This window comes from Desulfosporosinus youngiae DSM 17734, assembly GCF_000244895.1.
GTDB classification, from domain to species: Bacteria; Bacillota; Desulfitobacteriia; order Desulfitobacteriales; family Desulfitobacteriaceae; genus Desulfosporosinus; species Desulfosporosinus youngiae.
In genome coordinates, this window is sequence record NZ_CM001441.1 from 5010789 (window position 1) to 5027532 (window position 16744).

General features: G+C 44.8%; 15 protein-coding genes and 1 other annotated feature (1 of these 16 running past the window's edge). All 15 genes read right to left on the bottom strand.

Annotated features, from left to right (window positions below):
• Positions 1-61, bottom strand: a binding site (T-box leader) (it extends 137 nt beyond the left edge of the window).
• 27 nt (positions 62-88) lie between these two features.
• Positions 89-448, bottom strand: coding sequence for a ribosome silencing factor (rsfS, locus tag DESYODRAFT_RS23260; protein ID WP_007786815.1), 360 nt, complete (start codon positions 446-448; stop codon positions 89-91).
• Positions 423-1019, bottom strand: coding sequence for a bis(5'-nucleosyl)-tetraphosphatase (symmetrical) YqeK (yqeK, locus tag DESYODRAFT_RS23265; protein ID WP_007786816.1), 597 nt, complete (start codon positions 1017-1019; stop codon positions 423-425). The genes rsfS and yqeK overlap by 26 nt, the downstream gene beginning before the upstream one ends.
• 136 nt (positions 1020-1155) lie before the next feature.
• On the bottom strand, positions 1156-1407 hold the full coding sequence (locus tag DESYODRAFT_RS23270; protein ID WP_007786817.1) for an RNA recognition motif domain-containing protein: 252 nt from the start codon (positions 1405-1407) through the stop codon (positions 1156-1158).
• Positions 1408-1587: 180 nt separating this feature from the next.
• Positions 1588-2220: a nicotinate-nucleotide adenylyltransferase gene (gene nadD, locus DESYODRAFT_RS23275; protein ID WP_007786819.1), complete on the bottom strand. Its 633-nt coding sequence runs from the start codon at positions 2218-2220 to the stop codon at positions 1588-1590.
• 111 nt (positions 2221-2331) lie between these two features.
• A complete protein-coding gene (locus DESYODRAFT_RS23280; RefSeq protein ID WP_007786820.1) occupies positions 2332-3498 on the bottom strand; it encodes an MFS transporter in 1167 nt (388 codons plus the stop codon).
• Positions 3499-3690: 192 nt separating this feature from the next.
• On the bottom strand, positions 3691-5247 hold the full coding sequence (locus tag DESYODRAFT_RS23285; RefSeq protein ID WP_007786822.1) for an ABC-F family ATP-binding cassette domain-containing protein: 1557 nt from the start codon (positions 5245-5247) through the stop codon (positions 3691-3693).
• A 63-nt stretch (positions 5248-5310) separates the two neighbouring features.
• On the bottom strand, positions 5311-5466 hold the full coding sequence (locus DESYODRAFT_RS28850) for a hypothetical protein (RefSeq protein WP_007786823.1): 156 nt from the start codon (positions 5464-5466) through the stop codon (positions 5311-5313).
• Between the two features lie 21 nt (positions 5467-5487).
• On the bottom strand, positions 5488-7437 hold the full coding sequence (locus tag DESYODRAFT_RS23290; RefSeq protein WP_007786824.1) for an ABC-F family ATP-binding cassette domain-containing protein: 1950 nt from the start codon (positions 7435-7437) through the stop codon (positions 5488-5490).
• A gap of 185 nt (positions 7438-7622) precedes the next feature.
• Entirely contained in the window at positions 7623-7775 is a 153-nt protein-coding gene (locus DESYODRAFT_RS23295; RefSeq protein WP_007786825.1) for an aspartyl-phosphate phosphatase Spo0E family protein, read from the bottom strand.
• 146 nt (positions 7776-7921) lie between these two features.
• Positions 7922-9181: an imidazolonepropionase gene (gene hutI / locus DESYODRAFT_RS23300; protein ID WP_007786827.1), complete on the bottom strand. Its 1260-nt coding sequence runs from the start codon at positions 9179-9181 to the stop codon at positions 7922-7924.
• Positions 9182-9202: 21 nt separating this feature from the next.
• Positions 9203-11215, bottom strand: coding sequence for a urocanate hydratase (gene hutU, locus DESYODRAFT_RS23305; RefSeq protein ID WP_007786828.1), 2013 nt, complete (start codon positions 11213-11215; stop codon positions 9203-9205).
• Positions 11216-11407: 192 nt separating this feature from the next.
• A complete protein-coding gene (locus DESYODRAFT_RS23310; RefSeq protein WP_007786830.1) occupies positions 11408-12040 on the bottom strand; it encodes a corrinoid protein in 633 nt (210 codons plus the stop codon).
• Between the two features lie 111 nt (positions 12041-12151).
• A complete protein-coding gene (locus tag DESYODRAFT_RS23315; RefSeq protein ID WP_007786832.1) occupies positions 12152-13609 on the bottom strand; it encodes a trimethylamine methyltransferase family protein in 1458 nt (485 codons plus the stop codon).
• Positions 13610-13633: 24 nt separating this feature from the next.
• On the bottom strand, positions 13634-15100 hold the full coding sequence (locus tag DESYODRAFT_RS23320; RefSeq protein WP_007786834.1) for a trimethylamine methyltransferase family protein: 1467 nt from the start codon (positions 15098-15100) through the stop codon (positions 13634-13636).
• Positions 15101-15599: 499 nt separating this feature from the next.
• Positions 15600-16604: an ATP-binding protein gene (locus DESYODRAFT_RS23325; protein ID WP_007786835.1), complete on the bottom strand. Its 1005-nt coding sequence runs from the start codon at positions 16602-16604 to the stop codon at positions 15600-15602.
• Positions 16605-16744: the final 140 nt, after the last annotated feature.

Below are 16744 nucleotides of genomic sequence, written 5' to 3' on the forward strand. Positions count from 1 at the left end.
GCACCTTCCGCCGTCTCTCTGCAGAGGGTCCCCCAGTACTGCTCCCTATCCCAGCTTTTACGTGTTTGAATTAATCTCCGTGTTCAACTTAGTGCTTGACCGGATTCAATGACATAACTTCCGCATCTTTCCAGAGACGTTCAAGCTGATAAAATTCACGATGATCCGGAGTCATAACATGAATCACTAGATCTCCGCCACAATCCATCAAAACCCAGTTGGCCGTTGGCAATCCTTCAAGATGAATAACCGGGATTCCCATCTCCGGCAACTTTTCTTCTAAATGGTCAGTGATCGCTTTAACCTGAGTCGTCGTATTTCCAGTTACCAATAAGCAATAATCCGTGACCATAGAAATTCCCTTTAAATTCAAAAGGGTAATGTCTCCACCTTTTTTGTCCTCAACATAACCGACCACTTCACTAAGCATTTTTTGATCCAGTTCCAATAGTTTGCCTCCTTCGTAAATCATCAAACGTCAACTGAGTTAACGGATGAATCGGGCGCTTGCCCTCTTTCAAATATAGTAACGTGTGTTCAACACAGGCTAACGTACCCTTTTCTAAATTATCATACAGGGATTGTCGCAAAAAGTCCACTTTTGGGAAATCACGGTCAGGTTCCGTCAGATCAGCACTGTAAATCAGCATCTCCAAAGGACACATTCCCGGCCTTCCCAATGTATGATTCGCAACAGCTGCTAAGACTTCAGCATCATCTAATCCGTAATAATGCTCCAGCCAATAAGCGGCCACCGAGCCATGCAAAACATAAGGACTTAGCTCATCTTCAGGATACTTAAGCAAATTCCAGCGTCGTGCGTACCTAAGCTGGCCTTTTATTGGAATTTCCTTTGCTAAATCATGCACTAATCCCGCACAACGAGCCCTAACCGGATCCAATCCATGGTGATGAGCCAATTCTTCCGCCCAATCTGCCACACCCAGAGTATGCCTGAACCGTTCTTCTGAAAGAACACGAGCCGCCAGATCCCTCAGCACTTCAACCTGCAATTTCACGTATCTCCCGCTCCTCTTTAATCTCTAACATTCTCTTTGAGTATCTATTTTATCAAGTAAATGCTTCTGATGCAAAATAATAAAATGGGAGACCCCCACCAAGCATGTCAGAGGTCTCCCTTACAGTCCGCAGGTATTACATTTGTTTCGGTTTGGCTTCATTGACCGTTAATGGCCTTCCGCCAAAATCCTTGCCGTTTAACTCTTCCGCCATACGTGCCGCATCCATTTCTTCAACCTCAATAAATCCAAAACCCCTGGAGCGGCCAGTCTCACGATCGGTTATAATCCGGCTGCTTTCAACCTGACCATACGCGCTGAAAAACTCTCCGAGTTCTTCAGCTGTCGTATTCCATGGAAGATTTCCAACATATAGTGTTGTTGCCATGATAACTGTCACCTCTTGTCTAGTATTAATCATTGATCGTTTTTAGTATGGTCAAATCCAGACAGAGTATGCGAAATAAAAACAAAACATAAAATTAGTAAATCCGAACTGCTCAGTGAACTTACTTTAGCTTAGCTGAACATCGGGGCTTCTGCTGCGAAAGCAAACGAAGAGGTCACTTTACGTATCTGTATATAGCTTATGCTGGGCAAGATAAAGCCGAACAGCCTCAGGCAAAAGATAACGGATCGGCTCTCCACGCCGAACCCTCGCTCTGATATCCGTTGAAGAAATCGCTAAGGCTGGAACCTCAAGGTAATGAATCTTCCCTTTAGTTTCCGGATGTTCCTGTTGAACCTTTAAAAAAAAATCACTCGCATCAAACCCTGGCCGCGCAGCACCTATAAATTCAATCAACCTGAAGATTTCTTCTGCCTCACGCCAGGAAAAGATCTCTAAAAGAGCATCTGACCCGGTAATAAAATAAAGTTCATGTTCCGGCCACATACGGCGTAAGACACGCAGAGTTTCCACGGTATAAGATGGACCTTCCCGCTCAATTTCCAATCGGGAAATATCGAAGGATGGATTATCCTGAATAGCACGTTTAACCATCTCAAAACGCAATTCTGCGTCTGAGATGCCTTTTCTGTTTTTATGGGGAGGAGTCCCTGTCGGTATAAATAAGACTTTGTCTAACTTAAACTCCGCACGCGCCATTTCCGCAGCAACCAAATGCCCATAATGAATCGGGTCAAAGGTTCCGCCCATTATGCCCAACCTATTCACTTTTCCTTTTAGATCATTATTCATTGCTTTCTTCTCCACGGTCTGTCTCTCTATGTATTATGCCATAGTATATCAGCAGTGTATACCTGATCATCCTCTCTCCCGCCCTAATAGTCTCTTACCCCTTATCCCAACCTATTTGGCAACAGAACCACCGGCTCTGATATCCGGTAAAGTAAAGGCTAGTATTATCCCCAGGACGGGAAGCAGGCTGATCAGGTTCATGGTTAGAGGCAGGCCCATATGATCAGCGATTACTCCGAGTAATATTATGCCGATTGAGCCCATACCTACGCCAAAACCGAGCATCAGCCCCGAAGCCAACCCGATGTTATTTGGTAAGAGCCTCTGCCCAAATACCACAGTAACGGAAAACGTTGAGATGACCGACGCGCCTACAATAAATGCTAAAACGGGAATCCACGTACCATTGAAATGGATAAATGGGTAAACCGTGAATAGGGAAACAGCCATAGAAGCCAGCATTCCATTACGTCCACCGAAACGATCGGCAAAAGGCCCGCCTAAAACCGTGCCTACTACCCCGGCAATTAAAAACATACTCACCAGATATTCAGGATCAGGGATACCTTTAAAACTGGGATAATAGAAAGGTATGAAATAAATCAGACCAGAATGTATCCAGGATCGAATGGTTACGTAAAGGATCAATAATACTAGGCTTCTCCTATCGTCACTCCTGGTATTTAGTGCGGAATCACTTTTTTGTTTGGAAGGTTTCTTCTCAAGAATCTTCTTGAATTTGGGCATTAAGAATAAGAAGACCAAAGCAGCCAATGCTCCTGGAATCATTACACCCAGAATTGAGTCCAGACCGGCAAAACTCAATAAGAATATTGCGAGCATGGGGCCCAGGCCAAAACCGAGATTTCCTCCCACTGAAAAAATTGCCATCGAAGCCCCAGCCTTACTATCCTCACTGACAAAATGGGCCACTTTAGACCCTTCCGGATGGTATCCCGCCACCCCGATACCGCTCAACAGCACCACAAGCAACAATAATGCATAAGAGTTAACAATACCAGTGAGTGCTAGTCCAAGACCGGAAAGGAAAAGCCCCAGAGGCATTAACCAAGGCATGCTGTAGCGATCGCTCAACACCCCGAATACCGGCTGAATAATGGCCGAACTGAACGTAAATGCCAGCACAACCGTACCAACTTGAAAGTAACTGAGATGAAGGCTCTGGGCCAGTAAGGGCATTAAGATAGGTAGGATACCCTGCCCCAAATCGATAATCAGATGACCTATACTCAAGATCCATAAATACGGGTTAATCAATTGTTTCCCCTCTTTCTGTGTCCTCTGTTGATTATTTCTATGTCATCCCACAAATTCAACTACTAATTAATCCATGCCTTACCTAATATTCTAAAAGCATAGTTTACGATATTTGAGATTGAAAAGGGCTTACTGACATTATCAGCAAGCCTTTTGTTTAGTGGGATAGTCTCCATCAAACAATCTATTCACTTATACGATTTTTGTGGTCCAATCTTCCAGATTCCAGACATCCGTGACCCAATCTTCGTAAAAATCCGGTTCGTGGGAAACCACAATGACCGTCCCTTTAAAGTCCATAATAGCCCTCTTAAGCTCGGCCTTAGCATCCACATCCAAATGATTCGTAGGTTCGTCAAGGACAAGCCAGTTCACATCTTTCAGCATCAGCTTACACAAGCGAACTTTGGCATTTTCCCCCCCACTTAGAACCATCATTTTACTGGAGATGTGTTCACTGGTCAAACCACACCTGGCCAAGGCTCCCCGCACTTCAGAGTTTGTCATTCCGGGATACTCATCCCACACTTCCTCCAAAGCTGTCTTAGAATTCTTGCGACTGGATTCTTGCTCAAAGTAACCAGGATAAAGATAATCACCCAGCTCAACTTCACCTGAAACCGGCGGGATATACCCCAACAGAGTTTTTAACAGCGTAGATTTTCCCAATCCGTTAACCCCACGGATCGCAACCTTCTGCCCGCGTTCCAGGGCCAAGTCCAGCGGACGAGTCAAAGGCTCATCATACCCAAGCACAATATTTTTGGCTTCAAAAATCACTTTTCCAGGTGACCGTGCTTCCCTAAATTTAAACTTGGGCTGAATCTTCTCTCTTGGCCGCTCCAGCAGATCCATTTTTTCCAGCTGCTTCTGACGGCTCTTAGCCCGCCCGGTCGTTGAAATCCGCGCTTTATTGCGGGCAATAAAGTCTTCGAGACGATCGACTTCTTTCTGCTGTTTATCATAGGCTTTAAGTTCCTGAATCTTTTTAGTTTCTAAAAGCGCCATAAATTGCTCGTAGTTTCCAGTATAACGAGTCAACTGCGCATTATCCACGTGATAAATAACATTGATGACGCTATTCAAAAACGGAACATCATGAGAAACGAGAATAAACGCATTCTCATATTGATTCAAATAACGTTTGAGCCATTCGATATGCTCAACATCCAAAAAGTTGGTGGGCTCGTCCAAAATTAAGATGGTCGGATTTTGAAGCAGCAGTTTGGTGAGTAAGACCTTCGTCCTCTGACCTCCACTCAAATCTGTAACATCTTTATCCAGTCCGATTTCACCAAGACCCAGTCCATTAGCAATCTCTTCGATTTTCGCATCGATCATATAAAAACCATTGTGCTCTAAAATACTCTGAATTTCCCCTACGTCTTCCAGAAGCTTATTCATTTCGCTTTCAGAGACATTGCCCATACGGTCATACATCTCTAAAGTCTCCGCTTCCAAATCATACATCCCTTGAAACGCTTCTTTAAGCACATCCCGGATGGTCTTTCCTTTGGTCAAAACCGTATGCTGATCCAGATAGCCGACCGTCACCCGATTTGACCATTCGACGTTGCCTTTATCAGGCATCAGGCGCCCTGTTATAATATCCAGAAAGGTCGATTTTCCCTCCCCGTTCGCTCCTACTAAGCCAACATGCTCCCCTTTTAATAAACGAAACGTGACATCCTCAAATATTTTGCGTCCACCAAACCCATGACTGACATTTTCAACATTTAAAACACTCATCTGACTTAACTTCTCTCCCTTAAGTAAACTAGAACTCCTATCAGGCGCCCAAAAATGAGTTATTTACTTATCAAACATCCCACCGACTTTGCGCCGTTTAATGCCCTTCCTTTTCTCTCCGATTTTTTGCATCGCTTTAATCGGCCCACCTTGTTGAGAGCTCTTTAGTTTTTTCTCCTCAACTAATTTTTTCATCAGGCCCAAGGTCTTTTCGTCCATCTGTCGTGTCCTCCAATAAGTTTATCTGCCCTTTGTTTCGGCTATCTTTTCTGCCAACTCCGTTAAATATGTCCAACGTTCCAACAAATCATCCAGTTTCTGTTCAAGGGTTTCTTGAAGCTTCACTAGCTCATTCAGCTTTCCAAAATCACTGCCGGCATCATTCATAGCCTGAGTGTTTTTTTGCAGTTCTTCTTCTGCTTGCGCAATCCGGGCGTCAATTTGATCATATTCCTGCTGCTCTTTATAGGTCATTTTGAGCGGACGTTCTTTCTTGCTTTCGGGTTCTCCCTTTTCTGAATCAAGCTTTATTTCTCGGAAGGTTTTTGCTAAAGCGGCCAATTTAACAGCCTGTTCGGCCTCTTGCTCAGCAGCGTATACTTGCTCACGATAGTCCGAGTAATTTCCCGTATATGAGCGAATTTTTCCTTCACCCTCAAACGCAAAAATCTTATCTGTGACCCGGTCAAGAAAATACCGATCGTGGGAGACAGCCATAACCGCTCCCGGAAAATCATCCAAATAGCTTTCCAAAATAGTGAGAGTTTGAATATCTAAATCATTGGTCGGCTCGTCCAATAAGAGAACATTCGGTGCTCCCATCAAAACCTGCAACAAGTACAACCTGCGTTTTTCCCCGCCGGAGAGCTTACCAATTTGTGTCCACTGAACGGCCGGCGGAAATAAAAAGCGTTCCAGCATTTGAGAAGCCGTCAAAGAACCACCATCTGCCGTGGGGATCACTTCGGCTATGGCTTTAATCGAATCAATGACACGTACATCCGGATCCATATCACTGTTTTCCTGAGAAAAATAGCCTATCTTAACCGTCGAACCCAGTTCGATACTACCGCTATCCGGCGTCAGCTTTCCGGCAATCAGGTTCAACAAGGTCGACTTGCCACTCCCATTGGGTCCGATAATTCCTATCCGATCATTCCTCAAAAGAATGTAGCTAAAATCTTTGATAACTACACCCCGATCAGGAAACCCTTTTTGCAGCTCAGTGCATTCCAGAATCTTTTTTCCTAAGCGGGACGCCCCCGCCAGGATTTCAATCCGCTCCTCATGATCTAAGGGCTTCTCAGCCTGCAGTTTTTCAAAACGTTCTATCCTGGCCTTTTGCTTCGTCGTCCGGGCTTTAGCGCCTCTCCGCATCCAAGCAAGCTCATTGCGAAAGAGGTTTTGGCGCTTTCTCTCGGATGCTTCAAGCTGCTCCTCCCGCTCCGCTTTCAATTCCAGGAAACGGCTGTAATTACCGGGATAAGGATACACCCTCCCGTGATCTAACTCCAGCACTCGCCCCACCACACGATCCAGAAAATACCGATCGTGCGTAATCATAACCAACGCACCTTTACGTTTATTTAAATACTGCTCCAGCCAATCAACCGTATCATTATCAATGTGATTCGTTGGTTCATCGAGCATCAGGATATCTGTAGGATTAATGAGAGCACTCGCCAAAGCAACTCGTTTTCTCTGTCCGCCTGAAAGAGTTCCCACTAAGGTATCAAAACCGGAAATTCCCAGCTTAGTCAAGATGGTTTTGGCCTCGTTTTCGAGTTGCCAGGCATCCTGCTCATCCATTTGCTGGCCTAAGGCTATCAGCGTTTGTTGAAGTACCGGCTCATCAGGATCTGCATTCAGCTTTTCTAAAGCGGATTCATACTCCCGCAGCAGCTTTATCTGCGGGGAATTTCCTTTAAAGACCTGCTGTAAGACTGTCGCCGTTTCTTCGAACTCCGGGTTTTGAGAGAGGTATTCTAAGCGGACGCTATTGCCAATCGTAACTTTACCCTGATCCGGCCATTCAATACCAGCTAATATTTTAAGTAATGTAGACTTACCCGTCCCATTGACTCCGATAATCCCTATTTTCTCCCCTTCGTCAATCCCGAAGGAAATATCAGTGAATAGAAGCTTTTCACCATAACTTTTCGTCAAATTTTCAGCAGTTAAGACATTCATCCTGACCCTCTTCTCTTTAGCAAAAGCTGTCGAACAATTTATTATATCACAGTTCTAAGAAGGACGCCCTATATAGAAACTGCCTTAATCTGCAAGACGTCTAACCATAAAAATAGCCGTCCTCGGTTACTCCATAATTAAAGAAACCAAGGACAGCCTAATATTTTCTCTCATTGAAAAACGTTTTAATGCTTGCCTTTCAGATAAAACTCGTTAATTAATACGTCTAATTTAGAGCTGATACTCACAACTCTATCATCCGTCAAATCTTTATCTGAAGCGACTTCATGCATTTCTAATCTCAATTCTTCAATTTGCTCTTCTAGCAATTTACTCACTAGAATACCTCATTTCAACATATTTGATAACCTTGAACCATTCTAATACAATACTCAAATATCATCAACAATATATAAGATAATCTTTTGTCGAAATGAGATGAATTATAAATACTTGAAAAAAGTCTATAAATTCCAAAAACTGTCTAAATACTCCAGGCTACTTTTCCTCGTTTAATCACCATTTCTACGGGGTTATTTCCAAAATGATAGGGCAAATAATTTAGATTTGGTATGTCAAGTATGAGCACATCCCCCTGTTTTCCAACTTCCAAACTTCCCACCTGATCCGCTCTGTCAATAGCATGCGCAGCATTGATCGTCGCCGCTGTCAAAGCCTCCTCAGGAGTAAGTCTAAGGTATAGGCAGGCAATGGTCAAAACAAGCGGCATGGATTCTGTGGGAGACGATCCTGGATTTGAATCCGTGGCCAGTGCTAGAGGTACCCCTGCTTGAACCATCTCTCTTGCTCTGGCGTACGAATTCTTGGCAAGATTAAACGACGTTGCCGGAAGCAACACTGCAATGACACCTTTTCGGGCAAGGGCCGCGATCCCTTCATCCGAGGCTTGAAGTAAATGATCTGCACTAATAACGCCCAGCTTTGCAGCTAATTCTGCTCCTCCTGCTGAAGCCAATTCATCAGCGTGCATTTTTAACTTAAGATTTAAATCTTTAGCCTTCAGTAAAATCCGCTCACTGGATTCGAGACTAAAAACCCCAGGCTCGCAAAAAACGTCACAGAACTCCGCCAAGCCCTCTGCGGCAATCTGAGGCAACATTTCATCAACAATGTAGTTTGTGAACCTTTCTTCATTGTAGCCTGGGGGAACGGCATGCGCACCCATAAACGTCGGTACTAAATCAACGGCTTGTTCTTGATCTAATTCATGGATCAAACGCAACGCCCGGAGTTCTTCATCCAGCATTAAGCCATATCCGCTCTTCGCCTCAGCCGTCGTCGTGCCCATGCTGAGCATCGTTCGAAGCCGGCGACTTGTCTGCGCCTTAATTTCTTCATCCGATGCCTGCTTTGTACTCTGAACCGTGGATAAAATCCCCCCGCCCTGTTTAAGTATCTCGAGATAGGGAACCCCTTTTAGTTTTAAAGACAACTCGTTCTCACGCGAGCCAGCATAAAGAACATGGGTGTGAGGATCAACAAATCCTGGTGTAACAACTTTACCTGACGCATTAATTAGCTTTGTATCAGGGCCTATCCATCCATCTGCCCGGACTTCCTCAGTTGTGCCAACCGCTGTAATCTTGCCGTCTTGAATAGCAACAGCACCATCCTCGATTATACCGATCTCAGACATATCCGTCCCACAGGCCGGTCCCTCCGAGAAACCTCTCAGCGTCGCCATCATCTGAGCGGAATGGATCACCAGATCCGCATAAACCACACAATCATCTCCATTCAATTCCTACTTGACCAACCGATCAATCAATTCATCCTTTGGAATAAAGGGAACCGTAATATGCCCCAGCCCCTTATATCGCTCGTTAAACTCGATGCTCGTCTCGATGGAATGTTCATTTCTAGCCCAAGACCGTCGCGCTACTCCACCGATAACATCCCATAACAGAGCAGATTTGATAATACTGTCCACTCGCTCGCTGCCATCAAGCACCAAGCCAAAGCCGCCATTAATGGCTTTGCCAATACCGACGCCCCCTCCATTGTGAAGAGATACGAGGCTCATCCCACGCGCAGCATCTCCCGCGAAACTCTGCACAGCCATGTCTGCCATAACATTGCTGCCATCTTTAATGTTTGCTGTTTCTCTGAACGGCGAATCTGTTCCGCTCACATCATGATGATCCCGCCCCAGCATGACCGGGCCAATTTCTCCCTGACGTACCATTTCATTAAATTTAAGGGCAATTTTAATGCGTCCTTCGGCATCCTGATATAGAATTCGGGCTTGCGTACCTACGACCAGTTTGTTTTTCTCAGCATCCTTAATCCAAATATAATTATCCCGATCTTGCCCCCTGCGATTCGGATCAATACAAGACATCGCTGCCGAGTCCGTTTTACGCAAATCTTCCGGTTTGCCGCTCAGGCAAACCCATCGGAACGGTCCATATCCATAATCAAAGAGCTCCGGCCCCATAATATCTTCGACATAGGACGGGAAGATAAAACCATCTTTTTCATCCACACCGTTTTTCGAAATTTCCTTCACTCCAGCATCATAAACCGCTTTCATAAACGAATTACCATAATCAAAGAAATACGTCCCACGTTCAACCAGGGTGCGGATTAATTCAAATTGACGAACCAAACTCTGATCCACGAGCTTCTTAAACTCAGCCCGGTCTGTTGCCAGCAGCCTCGTTCTCTCTGCAAAGGAAATCCCCTGCGGGCAATACCCGCCTTCATAGGCAACATGGCAGGACGTCTGATCACTGAGCAAATCCACTTGAATTTGATGATTAACCGCATACTCCAATAAATCGACAATGTTACCCTGATAAGCAATCGACATAGGCTCTTTTTTCCGCATATACTCATCCGCAATACGGAAGACTTCCTCAAGATCCGCAGACACTCTGCTAACCCAACCTTGCTCAAAACGAGTCTTGATTCTAGACTCATCCACTTCAGCAATAATTCCCACACCACAGGCAATTTCCACAGACTTTCCTTGAGCACCACTCATTCCGCCCAGACCTGAGGAGATGAATAATCGCCCGCTTAAATCCCCATCGTGTGGAATCCCTAACTTCATTCGCCCGGCATTAAGCAAGGTATTAAAGGTACCATGGACAATTCCCTGAGGGCCAATATACATCCAACCGCCCGCCGTCATCTGCCCATAATTTGCGACACCCATTTGTTCAGCAATTTCCCAATCCTTCTGATTGTCAAACATCCCGACCATCAAAGCATTGGTAATAATCACCCGCGGAGCATCCGGGCGGGAAGGAAATAAGCCGACGGGATGACCTGATTCCATAACCAGAGTCTGTTGATCTGTCATCACTTCGAGATATTTTTTAATCAAACGATATTGCAGCCAGTTTTGACAAACACTTCCTGTCTCACCATAAGTAACAAGCTCATAAGGGTAAAGCGCCACGTCAAAATCCAGGTTGTTATCAATCATCACCTGAAAAGCCTTGCCTTCTGTGCAGTTACCCTTATACTCATCGATAGGCTTCCCATACAACCTTCCCGCCGGACGGTAACGATACGCATAAATTCTCCCCCTGGTCCGCAACTCCTCCAGAAACTCAGGCGCTAATTGTTCATGCAGTTCTTCGGGAACATAGCGCAAAGCGTTTTTCAAGGCAATTTTCGTTTGCTCAACCGACAGGCTATAACCTCGATCCGGTGCCCGCCTAATCCCTTCCACAAACTCCGGCATCTCCGGCAATTTAGAATCCAGCTTGATCGTCATGGCTTGGGAAATGTTATTGTTACTGATCATACAGGTCACCCCTCACTAAAAATTTTAAGCCTTGACCTAACTTACTAATCAATAAAACTAGCAGAAAAGTCACTTAATTGGCAGTTTAGAAATAGGTACAGTTGTCCCTGCGGACTCCTGTACCCTTATCATTATACGGAACTTTCGCCGTAATCTCTATCCCTGCCATGGAAAAACTCATTCACGAGTTTACTAAGCAATTAAATTCCGACACAAATCTGTGGCAGCTGCAGCATCCGGAGCATATCCGTCGGCGCCGATTTCATTAGCGAAGCTTTGGGAAATGGGGGCTCCTCCAATCACAACTTTGACGGAATCACGCAATCCCTCTTCTTTCAATGCCTCAATCGTATCCTTCATGGCCGGCATTGTTGTTGTCAAAAGAGCGGACATAGCAATAACTTGGGGCTTGTGGTCTTTAACCCCTTTCACAAAAACAGCAGGGGCTATGTCAACACCTAAGTCAACAATCTCAAATCCGGCACTTTCCATCATCATCACGACGAGATTTTTCCCGATGTCGTGAAGGTCGCCCTTTACCGTACCAATCAACACTTTCCCGGCAGTAGGCATATCTTTATCCGCAATCAAAGGTTTTAAGAGTTCGATCCCTGTGCTCATAGCTCTGGCAGACATCATGACCTCCGGAACAAACATATCCCCGGCTTTGAAACGAACCCCGACAACATTCATACCCGCCATTAATCCTTGGTTAATAATTTCTAAAGGCTCAATACCGTTATCGATCATCTTCTGAGTTAAATCCTTAGCTCCGGCATAATTCCCACTAATCACAAGTTCAGATAAATTAGCAAAATTGCTCATCATAATTCCTCCTATAATATTAGTTATTATCTTTATCCAAGGATACTCTTATACCACTTTAACATCTTTGTCGTCTATGATTATTCAGGCATGTGCAGTTTTTAATTAGATCTACGCTTTAACTCCAAGCTTTTCCCTGGCTTTGCGGAGAACTTCAGCAATTTGCTCCTTTACATCTTCAGAGACGGACTTGGGCTGGTGGGTATCCAAGATAAGTTTAATGCGGTCCCGGGCACGTTCCACCATTGTTTTGCTGCCGTTCACTGTCCAGTTTTCATAATTGTTGAAATCCGAAAGATCGGACATCCAATTTCCTCTAAAATGCTTAACGGTATGCTCATCCCCGAGGAAATTTCCTCCCGGGCCAACCCGTTTGATCGCCTCTACGCCCAGGGATTCCTTATCCGTATCAATCCCCTTTAAAAGCCGCCGGGTCCGTCCGATAACTTCGTTGGAAATAACCAGCAGCTCTAAGGAGCCTGTTATGCCAAATTCCATATAGAAAACATCATGCATAATATTACACCCTTGGAGCGCTCCCATTAACGTAAACATCGTCGACTCCACAATCGCCTGCTCATCGCAAACCTTAGAATTGCTGCAGCCGGCATAGCCCCAAGAGGGCAGCTGGTAGTAGTGGGCCAGATCAACGGCTCCGCCTTGAAAGAGCACCGCCTCGGGAGTTCCATAAACCGCCTGCATCGAGCGCATATCCAGCGGGGAATTTCCATAACCGTAAATAAACGGCGCCCCTGGAGCTTTCAACTGGTGAATAATTAAGCCGCTCAACGCTTCCGCATTGGCCTGAACCAAAGCCCCTGCCACAGTTGTAGGAACAGATGCGCCCGCTACACCACCACACGCGAAATTCGCCGGAACTCCATTTTCTGCAGCGATCAACAATTTATCAACGGACTCCTTCGGATGTTGAAGCGGCGAAGTCGGCTCAGTATAGATCATAAACAAAGGCTTCTGACGCAGACGTTCTTTTCCGCCGACCGCACACGCAGCCATCTCAATAATATCCCGCAGGGTATCCCCATCTTCAGCAATAACCACCTGAGGTTTCTCTGTGTTTTGAACCATAATTGCATATTGTTCCCGATTAATCATAAGCGGGTCCACATCAGACAATAAACCCATGGACATGACAAAATCAATATTTGGTAATTTATCGCAAATTCTGATGGCATTAGCCACATCCTCTTGACGCCAACTCCGCCGTTCCAAGGTGAACGGATCGAGATAGTTGAGCGTATCCGACCCTGTACCAAAGTAAACATTTGTCCCCTCTAAATGCAGTGCTGCTTCCCCATTGCGGTCATATAGAGTTACACGAGAAGGGGCCGATTGCAGTGCTTGCTTCACCAGAAAGCTCGGAAAATAAACACGGTTACCATTTTCGACCTGCGCTCCCGCCTGTCGAAGTAGTTCAACTGCTTCTTCATGGTGAATTACCATACCTGTATCTTCGAGAATTTGGCAACTGGCAAGATGAATCTCCTCTGCTTGCTTTTCCGAGAGTGTTCGAAAGAATAGGCCATTTCCATGTGAGCTTCCTAATCCCATTACATGTACCCCTTTCGTTGGTATTTATCGAATTGCCGCTTTTGCTTTATCCGTCTCAGAGATGATATCATTTAATCCCTGACGGATTGTTGGGTCTAATAGTTCAGGGGTATGAGCAGCGACGATCTCTTTAGCTAATTCCTCAGCATTGTCTTCCATCGATTTCGACCCCTGCTCTTCCCAGATCTCCCAGAAGGAGCGATTGAACTGTTTTGGCATCCAAACTTCTTCACGGAAATATTTAAACGTATGTTCATGGCTAACATAGTTTCCACCCGGTCCCACTTCATCGATCACATCGACAGCCATCGTCTCGTCATCAATCCGCGTACCTCTTCCCATATAACGTGCATTATCCATGAAATCATTACACATTGTAAGGAAAGCCAACGAACCGGTTTTTCCGCCTTCCAGATATCCCACATCATGAACCAGATTAGCACCCATTAATTGAGCCATTAAAATACCATTTCCGGCTTCCATGCCAGCTTGAGCATCCGGCACCGGAGAATTGACACACCCAGCTTCCGTGAAGTTAGGAATCCCATAAAACTGGGATAATTGAGTCATGATGGCATAGTTCATCATTGTCTCCGGAGAGCCATACAAGGTCGCCGTGGTTCTCATATCCATAGGAGTCGCTCCGCCGCCAATAATAATTGGAGCCCCCTTTTGTTTTAATTGAGCCATGACAACTCCTGCCAATGCTTCAGCATTCATCAACACAATGGTTCCTGCTTTGGTAACCGGTGTAGTTGCCCCCGACAAAATCCCCGGAGTATAAACCACCGGAACACCATATTCAAAGCAAGCAAACATTTTGCCCACTCCATCATTGGTGTGCACCAAAGGAGAGATCGGCTCGGAATAAAGCATCAGGAACGGATTCTTTCTCAGTTCTTCCTTCCCACCAGCAACTAAAGCAGCCATTTCTAATTGCGCCCGCATGTTGATTTCATCATGGGCAGTAACAATGATTGGTTTTATAGTATTAGAAACCATCGCCTCTAATTGATGAAGGTCACTCACTCTAGGACTCGTATCTGAGGCAATCGCATAACTCATGACAAAATCATAATTCGGCAAATAATCCATCACCCGGCAAGCAAGCTCCACATCCTTCTTCGTCGAGCGTCGCCGCTTACCCGTCTCCAAGTCAATTGTATAGGGCAGATCTGAGCCTGTCCCAAAATATGTCCGATTCTTTTCCAACGGCATAACCCGTTGACCCTTCCGATTAGCGACCACAATTTTGCGAGGTGCTAACCGCAGGCATTCCTCTACCAGCCAGCTCGGAATTCGAACACGGTTCTCATTAACTATACATCCGGCATCCTTCAGCAACTGTAATGCTTCGGGGTGATCGACCTTAACTCCGGTTCGTTCCAGAACCTCCAAAGTTGCGAAATGAATTTGCTCGATTTGCCCCTCACTCACCCAGCGTAATAATGGCGTTGTTTGTTCTATACTATTGGAACGAATCTTTCTCATCAATCCTTACCCGGTTAATAAAACTTGGAAAACCTAACCTTATCCTTTCCTAATTCTTGCTGTTTGATTTTCTCTCCAAGTTTTGAACGTTTTGTCACCTTGGTCTACCTAAAACTACCTTAAATACCCGGGAAGCTTTGCATTTGCTGAAAGTTAGAAAACTCTTACTTAGCTTATAGATAATAACTAAGTGGGTATTTAATATTTCTTTCACTACAGTTATTTAGTAGCAAATTCTATGCCAATTCTTTAAACCAGAAGAAATCTTCTTTTTAAGTATGTGTTTCAAGTCCATATTAGCGCGTTTAAGCCCATTGTATAGCTTGTAAAGATGTCCCGGGGCTGTATAAATACAGGGGTTTGCCTGCTTATAAAAACGGAATATATCGAATCCGCATAAACTTTTTGCATCTATAGTTTCTATATAAGCCAACTATTTATGACTTTATATGAGCGCATAATTTATTAGCACTGCCTAATAAATTTGCTGATTTACGTTTCATTTTTTGTTATGATTTAAACCATTATCGAGAGGAACCATGGAAATTGCCTTACTGCCACAGGCTTCAACACAAATCCCGCATCCCCAACATTTGCTTGGGTCAAACTCGACGTTTCTCCGAGTCTTGCCCTTCACCACCCTTTCCGTTTCTCCCCAATAGAAAGCCCCAAAATTGCAGCGCTTAGTACAGGCTCCACAATGGGAACACTTGGTTTCATCATAATGAGCCTCGAATTGACTAATAGGAAATATACCCTTCGTCCCCTTTTCCTGGGCCAGACGTGTTGGATAACAGCAGCAGGAACAACAATTACACATAAAAGCCGGCCCATTTGTCCGCCAGTCACTGTTCAATTGATGCATCAGGCCTTTCTTATGAGCTGTCATCACAAGCTCTTTGGCCTCTTCCCTCGTAAGTGAACGACCAAACGTACGATCCTTTATTGCATCGTCAAAACTCAGACAAGTTTCCACCGGCTTAGCGCACTGCTCTGCTAACTTGCGGCAATTACAAGGAACTAAACGGATCTCACTCACACGCTCCAATACGTCGTCAAGATCTTCAATCAGCATAAACTCCTCTGGTGCTCTATCCACAGCTTCCCCATTCAGCAGTGAATTAAGATACGGCTCCATCCGTTCGGCATAAACCTGATAGCACCACTGATCTAAAGCCTGTTTTAACTCTTTATCCATTAGGGGATAGTTTTCATCAAACTTACACATATAATCCAAGAGATCATAGAAATCCCCTGCAAAATAAACAAGCTCCCCATTAAGCTCTTCCTTGTGAACAATATGCTTATTATAACAGCTTTGCAAAAAAACCTGTGTCTCTTCTAAAGAAAAACCTAGCCTTACTGCAATTTCAGGGGCAGTACACTTTTGACCATCAAGCCGGTCCACCAGGTCCATCTCATATTCCGAAATAAAACGAGAAAGATAAGGAATTGCAAATTCAGGTACACCAAACGAAGAAATTGAGTTATCAATTGTAGTCATTTTTACTATCCTGCCTTTCATGATGCAAAACATCGTAAAGCCACTTTACACCTATTGTGAAGCATTAGGTATAAAGTGGCTGATTACTTGAATGAGCGGCTTAATCACGGAAACATTCCAACCCTCGGCGGAACGCCGAA

Bases quoted from the DNA above. Each gene is read 5' to 3' on its own strand.
- DESYODRAFT_RS23310 (WP_007786830.1), bottom strand. From the start codon at position 12,040: ATGAGCAATTTTGCTAATTTATCTGAACTTGTGATTAGTGGGAATTAT.
- DESYODRAFT_RS23320 (WP_007786834.1), bottom strand. From the start codon at position 15,100: ATGAGAAAGATTCGTTCCAATAGTATAGAACAAACAACGCCATTATTA.
- DESYODRAFT_RS23285 (WP_007786822.1), bottom strand. From the start codon at position 5,247: ATGAGTGTTTTAAATGTTGAAAATGTCAGTCATGGGTTTGGTGGACGC.
- hutU (WP_007786828.1), bottom strand. From the start codon at position 11,215: ATGATCAGTAACAATAACATTTCCCAAGCCATGACGATCAAGCTGGAT.
- DESYODRAFT_RS23270 (WP_007786817.1), bottom strand. From the start codon at position 1,407: ATGGCAACAACACTATATGTTGGAAATCTTCCATGGAATACGACAGCT.
- DESYODRAFT_RS23315 (WP_007786832.1), bottom strand. From the start codon at position 13,609: ATGGGATTAGGAAGCTCACATGGAAATGGCCTATTCTTTCGAACACTC.
- DESYODRAFT_RS28850 (WP_007786823.1), bottom strand. From the start codon at position 5,466: ATGGACGAAAAGACCTTGGGCCTGATGAAAAAATTAGTTGAGGAGAAA.
- DESYODRAFT_RS23290 (WP_007786824.1), bottom strand. From the start codon at position 7,437: ATGAATGTCTTAACTGCTGAAAATTTGACGAAAAGTTATGGTGAAAAG.
- DESYODRAFT_RS23325 (WP_007786835.1), bottom strand. From the start codon at position 16,604: ATGACTACAATTGATAACTCAATTTCTTCGTTTGGTGTACCTGAATTT.
- nadD (WP_007786819.1), bottom strand. From the start codon at position 2,220: ATGAATAATGATCTAAAAGGAAAAGTGAATAGGTTGGGCATAATGGGC.